The 9,529-nt window shown below is 74.2% G+C and carries 8 protein-coding genes and 1 pseudogene; 4 read left to right on the forward strand and 5 right to left on the reverse strand.

Annotated features, from left to right (window positions below; genetic code table 11):
• Window positions 1-2,105: trypsin-like peptidase domain-containing protein (locus IH44_RS0137205; RefSeq protein WP_030464269.1), on the reverse strand; the 2,105-nt coding region annotated here is incomplete at its 3' end.
• A gap of 22 nt (window positions 2,106-2,127) precedes the next feature.
• Window positions 2,128-2,616 (reverse strand): CU044_2847 family protein, encoded by a 489-nt coding sequence (locus IH44_RS43435; RefSeq protein ID WP_051818113.1) that lies wholly within the window; start codon window positions 2,614-2,616, stop codon window positions 2,128-2,130.
• Window positions 2,617-2,788: 172 nt separating this feature from the next.
• Here IH44_RS43435 and IH44_RS0137215 point away from each other — a divergent pair.
• From IH44_RS0137215 to IH44_RS0137225, 3 genes and pseudogenes are all read left to right on the forward strand, one after another.
• Window positions 2,789-3,223 (forward strand): annotated as a pseudogene (locus IH44_RS0137215) (DUF664 domain-containing protein); the annotation flags it as partial.
• A gap of 435 nt (window positions 3,224-3,658) precedes the next feature.
• Window positions 3,659-4,336: a hypothetical protein gene (locus IH44_RS0137220; RefSeq protein WP_051818115.1), complete on the forward strand. Its 678-nt coding sequence runs from the start codon at window positions 3,659-3,661 to the stop codon at window positions 4,334-4,336.
• A gap of 120 nt (window positions 4,337-4,456) precedes the next feature.
• Window positions 4,457-5,206, forward strand: coding sequence for a hypothetical protein (locus IH44_RS0137225; protein ID WP_232795246.1), 750 nt, complete (start codon window positions 4,457-4,459; stop codon window positions 5,204-5,206).
• A gap of 13 nt (window positions 5,207-5,219) precedes the next feature.
• Here IH44_RS0137225 and IH44_RS0137230 read toward each other — a convergent pair whose 3' ends face one another.
• Complete coding sequence (locus tag IH44_RS0137230) at window positions 5,220-5,807, reverse strand: histidine phosphatase family protein (protein ID WP_030464274.1); 588 nt, start codon at window positions 5,805-5,807, stop codon at window positions 5,220-5,222.
• A 123-nt stretch (window positions 5,808-5,930) separates the two neighbouring features.
• On the opposite strand from IH44_RS0137230, the gene IH44_RS0137235 reads away from it, so the two are divergent.
• Window positions 5,931-6,350, forward strand: a complete 420-nt coding sequence (locus IH44_RS0137235; protein WP_157852600.1) for a protease inhibitor I42 family protein — start codon at window positions 5,931-5,933, stop codon at window positions 6,348-6,350.
• Window positions 6,351-6,452: 102 nt separating this feature from the next.
• Here the strand turns inward: IH44_RS0137235 and IH44_RS0137240 are convergent, their stop codons facing one another.
• Complete coding sequence (locus IH44_RS0137240) at window positions 6,453-7,079, reverse strand: DUF6368 family protein (protein WP_030464276.1); 627 nt, start codon at window positions 7,077-7,079, stop codon at window positions 6,453-6,455.
• A 101-nt stretch (window positions 7,080-7,180) separates the two neighbouring features.
• Entirely contained in the window at window positions 7,181-9,451 is a 2,271-nt protein-coding gene (gene yicI, locus IH44_RS0137245) for an alpha-xylosidase (RefSeq protein WP_030464277.1), read from the reverse strand.
• Window positions 9,452-9,529: the final 78 nt, after the last annotated feature.

The following is a 9,529-nucleotide window of genomic DNA, read 5'->3' on the forward strand; positions in this document are numbered from 1 at the left end:
GTCTGGGCGGGCGCGGGTGCGGGTGCGGGCGCGGGGGTGGCCGGGGCGAGGCGGGTGCGGGGCAGTTGGCGGGCCGGGTCGTCCCAGAGCAGCACCACCCGGTCGCCGAGCGGGGCGTCCGGGCTGGCGGTGTCGGTGCCGGTGTCGGGGGTGGCGTTGGGGGTGGCGTCAGTGTCGGGAGAATCCTCGTACAGTTCGGCCTCGTTGCGCAGGTCGCAGATCCGGTCGGGGACGGCGTCCCGGTGGGTGCCGGTGAGCGCCTTGCGGGCTGCGCGCAGGAAGCGGCCGTCCGGGCAGTCGCCCCGGCCCGGGGCGGTGCAGCCGGTGGCGCAGGCGTCCGGGGCGAGCGGGCGCGGGTCGGTGCCGCGTTCCCACAGCATCACCGGGATGCCGGAGGCCACCGCGACCCGGAACGCCTGCGCCAGCGTGCCGCCGCGCGGGGCGCCGGCCAGGGCCAGCGCGGCCAGTTCGGGGGCGGTGTTGAACGCGGCGTCCAGCGCCTGCGGACGCTGCTGGCGGCCGCGCCCGCACACGCAGACCAGCGCCCGGTCGAGCGGACGGTCGGCCAGCTGCGTCCAGCGCTTCAGCCAGGGGTGGTGCAGCCTCGGCTCCTGGTGGCGTTCGAGCGGCCGGACCACCAGACGGTGCTTCCGGCCCAGCGTCCACCACTCCAGCTCCGGCCAGAGCCGCCAGTCCGCGTAGTCCTCGTCCAGGGCCTCGTGCGGCAGGATCAGCTCCACCAGCGCCGTCCGGCCGGGCGCCCCGTCCAGGGCCTCCAGCGCCTCGACCGTCTCGATCTGCGGTGGCAGCAACTCGCCCAGCAGGCGCAGGGCCTGAGGGAGCGTCAGTTCGGCGGACTCGGCGCCGGCCGGGACGATCTCCTCCGGGCTGCGGAACTGCCACACCATCACGTGGTAGCGGGTGCGGTCGCGCAGCGAATGCCGGACCCGGCCGATCACGGACGGGCGCGGCGGGGCGGTCGTCACGGTCGTGGCTGTGGTCGTGGCCGTCGTGGTGGGGGTGAGGGGGGTGCTGTCGATCCGTCGGCGGGCGGCCTCGCCGCGGCCGGTCTCCCCGGCCCGGATCAGCACCCGGTCGCGCAGCGCGCGGGTGAGCGGTCCGTGGGCGGGCAGGGTGCGCACCAGGTCGGCGCAGTAGGCGAGTTCGGGCGTCAGGTGGTCGCCGTCGAGAGTGATCCGGGCGGCCAGCTCCAGGTAGACGTCGCGGCGGTCGAGCAGCGGGAGGTCCGGTTCGAAGGTGCCCGGCGGGGCGGCACGCAGGAACGCGGCGCGCAGGTCGGCGGCGGAGTCCGGGGGCAGCTCGGCCAGCAGCGCCAGGAACGCCCGGTCCGCCACGCGCTCCGCGACCCGGGCGGCCAGTCGTTCCCCGGCCGCGGCCGTGCGCGGCTCCGCCCACGGCGCGTCGGCGGACGGCAGGGCGTCGGCGAGCGTGCGCCAGCGGTCGTCCGCGGCGTGGAACCGGTCGTGCGCGGCCAGCACCCGCCGGTACGCCGCCGGGTCGAGCAGCCGCAGCGCCGACACCGGCACCCCGTAGCCGCCCATCGCGCTGTCCTCCTGCCGGGTCGCCTTCACCACCGCGGCCACCCCGCCCGAACGGTGGCTGAGCACCGGCCCGCCCGACAGCCCCGGGTTGACTTCGCCCACCACCAGCTCCAGCATCGCCCGCCCCGGCGGACCGGTCCGGCCGCCCGCCTCCAGCACGGCCGTCCGGGGCCCGAGATCGCGGGTGAAACCGGTCGTCGTCACCCTCGTCCCGGACGGCGGCGCCTCCGGATCGAGCCAGACGCACGGGTGGCCGGGCGGCGGGGCGTCCAGCTCCAGTAGCGCCAAGTCCGGGAACGGGTACAGGGGTTGGCCGGCGGCGGAGGCCGCGTCCGGCGCGGCGGCCAGCACCGTCGCCGAGTACACCCCGCCCTCGTACCCGACCCGGGCCGGTGTACCCGCCGTACCGCCGGCCACGTGCGCGCAGGACAGCACGAAGCCGGGCGCGACGAAGAACCCGCTGCCGTCCGTCCGGCCGTCCACCCGGACCCGGCAGCGTTCCAGCAGCGCCTGCAGGGCGGTCAGCGGATCGAAGTTCCGCATCGAGCGCGGGGCCCCGCCGCGCTCAGGACCCGGCGGCGGGGGCGTCGGGCTGCCCGGACACGCCGGGCTCGGCGCCGCCGTCGGACGCCTCGGACGTCCCGGACGCCTCGGGCTCCGCAGGCTCCCCGGACGCTTCGGGCTCCGCAGGCTCCCCGGGCTCCTCGGGTTCGGCAGGCTCTTCGGCCCGGGGCCGGTCGGCGGACGGGCCGCCGGAGGTCCACTTGAGGGTGACCTTGAACGTGGCCTTCCCGCCGACACCGGTCAGCGCGGCCACCACGCCGCCGCGCCCGGCGGCCAGCTCCAGCCCGAACTCGACCGCCACCTCGTCGGGCCGGGCCGCCGCGACCGCGCTGCGCACGTTGGTGGCGACGGCGTGCAGCGACTCCTGCAACCCCTCCAGCCGGGTGGCGAGTTGCTCACCCAGCCCGGTGTCCCGCGGACCCGAAGGACCGTCCACCAGCGCCCAGACCGCCTGCCCGTCCGGCATCGCCAGCTCGATCAGCTGCTGCATCTCCCCGCCCCTCGCCACATCGCCGCTCCCCACGGCAGCGCCCCATACTAGTGCCGTGCCAGGCAACCTGCACCGGGCGCCCGCGCCGCGCTCGGCGCGCGGACGGGCCGTCAGGGCGGCGGCCGACCAGGGACCTTGAAAGCACGTGCGGCCCGGGGCAGGCTCGTGCCGCATGATCGGCGGATTTGCGGAAGGCCATCTGCACGGGAGACTGCGGCGGGACCGCGAGACACTGCTCCGGAAGCTCGACGGCCTCTCCGAGTACGACGCCCGCCGACCTCTGACGGCGACCGGGACCAACCTCCTCGGCCTGGTCAAGCACGTGGCCACCGTCGAAGCCAGGTACTTCGGCGAGGTCTTCGACCGGCCCTCCCCGGAGCCGGAGCCGCCGCCCCGCTGGCAGGATTCCGACGGCAGCGACCTGTGGGCGGCCGAGCACGAGACCCGCGACCGGATCACCGAGTTCTACCGGCGCACCCGGGAACACTCCGACGCGACGATCGACGAACTCCCCCTCGACGCCCCCGGCCACGTCCCGTGGTGGCCGGAACCCCACGCTGACACGAACCTGTTCGCCGTCCTGGTCCACGTCCTCGGCGATTCCATACCGAGCAGAGCCTAGAACGGCTCTCCGCACGGCCGGTTGGTCAGCGACTGCTGTGGTGAGGTGAGGTGGGGCCGGCCCGACACCGCAGACCCGCACGAGGGAAAGCGCGGCCTCCGGCCCGGACCGGGCGTGCGCCTCTTTGCCGCCGGGACGTCGTCCCCGGTAACCGCAGGACGCGGAGTGCTCGTGCCGCGCCGCGCCGAGCCGAACTGCTGGACGCGGACGACTGCGCTGGGAGGTGCTCGGGGAAGCCGTGGTCCCGAGCCGTCCGTTGGGGCGGTGATCGCTGTCGGCGGCGTTCCAGCCCTTTGAAGACCGCTTCCCGATTCTGTGATGATCGCTTCCCGAACCCAGGGAGGCACCGTGCACAGTCAGGCGGAATCAGGCGCTCACAGCGTTGACGGCATCCGGTACCGGGCGGGCGACGTGCTGAGGATGGGATGCCCGTTCACCGAGGTCACCGTCACCGGGGTCTCCTGGTCCCACGTCTCGGTGCGCTGGCCGTGGTGGGAGATCGACGTGGCGGCGGATGGGCTCGAATGGAACGGCGACGTGGCTCTTCCGACGTCGGCGGACTACGACTGGGAAAGCGAGTACTTCCGGACGAGGCCGGCGGAGGACACGTTGAAGGCCGGCGACAGGTGCCTGGTGGGGATCCCCCCGACCGTGGTGCACGTCCTGGCGGTCCGCCACTTCGACCCGCCCCTGGAGACCGGCTGGCTGCCACGGCCCGCGACCTACCTCGACGTCCTGCGGCAGGGCGAGTCCCATGACGCCAGGCTGGAGGAGCAGGGCTACGAGATCGACCCGGCCGGCGGTGTGCCGCTCCGGCTCGAACTGCTCTTCCGCCCCTTCGCGTTCCTGGAAACCGGCGACGAGGTCGTCGACCGCGACGGGCGCGCGTGGAAGTTCGACGCCCCCTGGTGCTGGGACGCGTTCGACGGCGGGCAGCCGAACACTCCGTCCTGGCCGCTCGCCCTGCTCTTCCGCAACGGCGAGCCGACGCCCGAGGCCGTCGCAGCCGTCGCAGAGACAACAAGCACGGGCAGCCACGCCGACGAGGTGAACCGGTGGGTGGAACTCACCCGGGCGGAGCCGATCACACCCGCCTGACCTGCCTCGGGTGTCGGTACCGCGTGCACCTGGTGTCGGTCGCCGTCCCCAGCGGGAATCGGGTGGCCGCCGCCACGCAGATCCCCGGACCGGTGAGCGCGCGGCCCGCGGTTTCCGGGGGTGTCCGACCACGGCGGCATGATGGGTGCCGTGACGAACGGCGTTGGCGTGCGGGCGGACCGGATACCGGGCTATGGCGGGGGGCCGTTCGGCCGGTTTCCCGAGCTCCTTGACGAGCCGCTGTTCTGGTTGGGGCACCTCTCCTCCTGCGGGCAGGGCGAGGGGGTCGAGGAAATGCTGTTCGGTGCGGACTACGAGGCTGCGGAGGAGTTCCACCGCGAGTTGTCGGGTCGGGCGGAGTGGCCGGTCTTCAGCGTGCCGGTTGCCGCGGGCCGGCTGCACGTCGTCTACCGCAACGCGGAGGGGGACGTCGGCACCGATTACCTCCTGCACCATCCCGACTGGGACCGCGCCGAGTTGCTCGCCGTGGACGGCGGCCACTTCATGGGGCCCGGGCTGTCCTGGGCGGAGTTGACGGCAGCCGCCGACAACGGGCTGCCGGGCGGTTCCACCACCGACTCCGACAGCCGGTTGCTGCTCCTGCTGCCCGCGTGCGGCGATACCGCCGTACCCGTGGAGGCCGTCGGGCGGCTGGCGGCGGCGCTGCGGGCCCGGACTGCGGTCGAGGAGCCCGAGCGGCTCGCGGTTGCCCTGCTGGAGGGCCAAGGCCCCTGTGGGCCGGTGAGTTGGAGTGCGGTCGGGGACGGTCCGCGGATCAGCGGCGGACGGTACTCGTTCCGCAACCCGGCCAACCCCTTCGCGCTGTCGGCGGACCGCCTCGTCCGGGTGGCGGCCGCGCTGGCTCCGTGACTCCGGTGGGCCGCTACGGGACGTTCCAGGCGGAGATGACCGGTTGCCCGTGTTCGACGGCGAGGGTGCTGAGGGTGCCGGGGTGCGGGTGGCCGAGGAGGCGGGCGGCGGACGGGGGGAGTCCGAGCCAGCGGGCGGTGAGGACGCGGGCCAGGTGGCCGTGGGCGACCACGGCGACGTCGCCGTCGGCGAGCAGGGGGCGGATCCGGTCCAGTGCCGCGTCCGTGCGCGCGGCGACCTGGTGGAGCTGTTCGCCGGGGTGGTCGGTTCCGCCGGGCGCGACGCCGTCCTGCCAGAGGTCCCAGCCCGGCCTGGACGCCTGGATCTGTTCGGCGGTCAGGCCCTCGTAGCCGCCGTAGTCCCACTCCACCAGGTCGGGATCGGGGCGGACGCCGGAGAGGCCCGCGAGTTCGGCGGTCCGCAGGGCGCGGCTCAGCGGGCTGCTGAACACCGAGACCAGCCGGCGCCGGGCGAGTCTCGGCGCCAGCGCCCTGGCGGCGGCCTCGCCCGCGGCGGTCAGCGGTACGTCGGTGCGGCCCGCGTGCCGGCCCGACAGGCTCCACTCGGTCTGGCCGTGCCGGACCACGATCAGCTCTCCCATGGCCGGGCACGATAGCTGACGAACCGTCGGCCGTCCGCTCGCAGGGTCCCCGGGGAACCGGATCGTGGGGGTGTCCGTCCGAGTGGTGCCCGGAGGGGGCGGATCGTGGAGAGGGGAACGGGGATGGGGACGCGGGGGCGGGTGGTCGTCGGCCTGGTGGCGTCGGGGGCGGTGCTGGTGGTGGCGTGGCTGGTGATCGGTGCGGGGCGGACGGGGCACGGGAAGGTGTTCGACCGGAGCACGGACGAGTTGTCGGTCCGGGCCGGGCAGACGTTCTCGCTGTACTGGAAGCTCCCCGTGGTCCCGGGCACCGACTGGCGGCCCGTCGCCCCGGACCCGGATCCGGCCGTGGTGGGCTTCGTTGGCGTCGACCGGTACAGCGACGCCGGCGCGCCGAGCGGGGACGGCGGACACCTCTACCTGGTCTTCAAGGCCCGGCGGCCGGGCACCACCACGATCGTGGTGGCGAACTGCTCCGGCTGCGACGAGCGGACCAGGAAGCTGTTCCAGCACCAGGAGACCTACCGGGTGACGGTGACCTGATCGCGGGCCCGGGATCGCCGGAACCCCCTTGCCCAGGGCGCTCGTTGGGCGCGGCGGGGCCCCGGTCGCAGCGGCCCGTTCGGGGCGGGTCCGCGGTCCGCGCTACTTGAGCAGGCGGAAGCCGGGGCGGGCGGCCCAGGCGCGGAGGAAGTCCGCGGTGCCGAGGGCGGCTCCGTTGCCGTCGAAGAGGGCGAGCAGGCCGGGCAGGCCGGTGACGAGGGGGAGTTGGTCGGGGCGCAGTTCGGCGTGGGCGACGCCGCCGAGCACGTCCATGACGGCGGCGGTCAGCAGGGCGGCGGCGAGGTGGTCGACCTGGTCGTTGCAGGCGGCGCTGACGTTGACGGCGTGGGTGGGGCGGAAGCCGAGGGCGGCCGGCAGTTCGGGCTGGTCCGCGTGCTCCGCGGTGAAGACGTCCTCGTCACCGATGCCGGGACCCATCAGGTGGACGTCGAACGGCCGGTCGCCCCCGGGCCGTTGCGGGTCGAACCCGACCAGCCCTGCCGGGACGTCGGCGAGCAGGGGGAATAGGGGGAGCGGGAGGGTGGTCGGGCCGGGCGGGGGTGCGGGAGCCGTGATGCCGAGGCGGTCGGCGGGCAGGTGGAGGTCGTAGCAGCCGGGCCGCGGCTCCGTGCAGCGGGAGGAGAGGCCCGTCAGCAGCGCGCGCAACTCCCGCAGGGCGGACGGGGGAACGGGCTCCGCCAACTCGATCGACAGCACCGGACCGGCCATGGTGCCAGCCTAGTCCGGACAGGGCCCGGTCCGGCGGGGCGGGTGTGGACGGGGGAGTCCCCGGGGGCGCGGCCCCGCCCCCGGGGAAGTGTGAACTGGGGTCAGGAGAGCGGGAGTTCGGCCTCGAAGGTGTTCGCCGGGAAGGTGTGGCGGCGGCCCGCGTGCTGGAGGTTCCAGGGCTTGGGGCTGTCGGTGCTGACCAGGAGGCGCTCGCCCTCGCGGCGGACGGTGAAGACGGCTGCCGCGCCGGTGCCGGAGGTCTCCGGGACGACGACCTCGCGGGTGGCGCCGTCGGCGAAGGCGTGGACCAGCAGGGTGAGGTCGTCGGCCCAGTCGGAGACCGGGCGGGAGTCGTCGGCGGCGAGCGGGAGGACGGAGTCGGGGCGGGCCAGCAGCGGGAGGGTGGCGAAGCCGTGGCGTTCGCGGACCCAGCGCGGGCCGGTGATCTCGTCGCCGGTCAGCACGTTGGTCCAGACGCCCTCGGGGACGTAGTACTCGACCGTGCCGTCCTCGGTGAACACCGGCGCCACCAGCAGGTCGCCGCCGAGCAGGTACTGCCGGTCCAGCGGAGCGACCGCCGGGTCGGACGGGAACTCCAGCAGCATCGCCCGCATCACCGGCGTGCCGTGCAGGTGGGCCTGCTGGGCGGCGCGCTGGAGGTAGGGGGCGAGGCGGTGCTTGAGCCGGGTGAAGGCGCGGGTGACGTCCACCGCCTCCTCGCCGTAGTCCCACGGCACCCGGTACGACTTGGAGCCGTGCAGGCGGCTGTGCGAGGAGAGCAGGCCGAACTGCACCCAGCGCTTGAACAGCGCCTCGGTCGGGGTGCCCTCGAAGCCGCCGATGTCGTGGCTCCAGAACCCGAAGCCGGACAGGCCCAGCGACAGGCCGCCGCGCAGGGATTCGGCCATCGCGGTGAAGGTGGATTCGCAGTCGCCGCCCCAGTGGACGGGGAACTGCTGGCCGCCGGCGGTGGCGGAGCGGGCGAACAGCACCGCCTCGCCCTCGCCGCGCTCCTCGCGCAGCAGCTCGAAGACGGCCTCGTTGTACCGCTGGGTGTACAGGTTGTGCATCTGCTCCGGGTCGCTGCCGTCGTGCCACACCACGTCGGTGGGGATCCGCTCGCCGAAGTCGGTCTTGAAGCAGTCCACGCCCTGGTGCAGCAGCCGGCGCAGCCGCTCGGTGAACCAGGCGGTCGCCGCCGGGTTGGTGAAGTCCACCAGCGCCATGCCGGGCTGCCACAGGTCCCACTGCCAGACCGTGCCGTCGGTGCGCCGCACCAGGTAGCCCTCGCGCAGGCCCTCCTCGAACAGCTCGGAGCGCTGCGCCAGGTACGGGTTGATCCACACGCAGAGTTTGAGGCCCTGTTCCTTGAGCCGGGCCAGCATGCCCTCCGGGTCGGGGAAGGTGTCCGGGTCCCAGACGAAGTCGCTCCAGTGGTAGCCGCGCATCCAGAAGCAGTCGAAGTGGAAGACCGACAGCGGGATGCCGCGCTCGGCCATGCCCCGGGTGAACCGGGTGACGGTCGCCTCGTCGTAGTCGGTGGTGAAGGAGGTCGACAGCCACAGACCCAGCGCCCAGGCCGGCGGCAGGGCCGGGCGGCCGAGCAGGCCGGTGTAGCGGGTCAGCACCTCCTTGGGGGTGGGTCCCTGGAAGACCAGGAACTCCATCGACTGGTCCTCGACGCTGAACTGCACCTGCCCGACGGCCTCCGAGGCCACCTCGTACGAGACCCGCCCGGGGTGGTTGACCAGCACGCCGTAGCCGCGGCTGCTCAGGTGGAACGGGACGTTCTTGTACGCCTGCTCGCTGCTGGTGCCGCCGTCGGCCTGCCAGATGTCCACGGTCTGGCCGTTCTTGACGAACGGGGTGAACCGCTCGCCCAGGCCGTACACCGACTCGCCGACGCCGAGCGCCAGTTGGGCCACCATGTGGTGCCTGCCCTCGGCGTCGACGGCGAAGCCGAGGCCGCGCTCGCCGAGTTCGGTGAGCACCTCGCCGTCGGACAGGAACCGGGCCTTCCACGGGCCCTCGGTGTCCACCCGCAACGTCAGTGCGCCGGACCGGAGTTCGACCGCCGAGCCGTCCCGGACCACCTTGCCGGCGCCCTCGGTGCGGCCGACCAGTTCGAAGCCGCCGCCGGGACGGACCGACCCGGCGTGGTGGGTGAACCGGACGGCGATCACCCCTTCCGCGGGGGAGTGGCAATCCACGGTCAGCAGCGGGGAGTTGAGGGTGTCGGCCCGTCCGGTGACCCGGCGCAGCGGGGCCCAGAGGGTGAACCGGTCCGCCTCCGCCCGGACGTCGGCGACCTCGGCGGCGTAGCGGTTGGTCACGCCCGGGCGCATCAGCCAGTAGCCGTCGGTGAACTTCATTGCGGGATCTCCAAGCGGAAGGGCAGGCGGGAGGAGGGCAGGCGGGGGGAGAGACGGGGGATGGGGAGACGGGGGAGA

The sequence above is a fragment of the Kitasatospora sp. NRRL B-11411 genome, from assembly GCF_000721345.1.
Classification (GTDB): domain Bacteria; phylum Actinomycetota; class Actinomycetes; order Streptomycetales; family Streptomycetaceae; genus Kitasatospora; species Kitasatospora cineracea.

Bases quoted from the DNA above. Each gene is read 5' to 3' on its own strand.
- IH44_RS43435 (WP_051818113.1), bottom strand. From the start codon at position 2,616: ATGCAGCAGCTGATCGAGCTGGCGATGCCGGACGGGCAGGCGGTCTGG.
- IH44_RS0137220 (WP_051818115.1), top strand. From the start codon at position 3,659: ATGGGATGCCCGTTCACCGAGGTCACCGTCACCGGGGTCTCCTGGTCC.
- IH44_RS0137230 (WP_030464274.1), bottom strand. From the start codon at position 5,807: ATGGGAGAGCTGATCGTGGTCCGGCACGGCCAGACCGAGTGGAGCCTG.
- IH44_RS0137235 (WP_157852600.1), top strand. From the start codon at position 5,931: ATGGGGACGCGGGGGCGGGTGGTCGTCGGCCTGGTGGCGTCGGGGGCG.
- IH44_RS0137240 (WP_030464276.1), bottom strand. From the start codon at position 7,079: ATGGCCGGTCCGGTGCTGTCGATCGAGTTGGCGGAGCCCGTTCCCCCG.
- yicI (WP_030464277.1), bottom strand. From the start codon at position 9,451: ATGAAGTTCACCGACGGCTACTGGCTGATGCGCCCGGGCGTGACCAAC.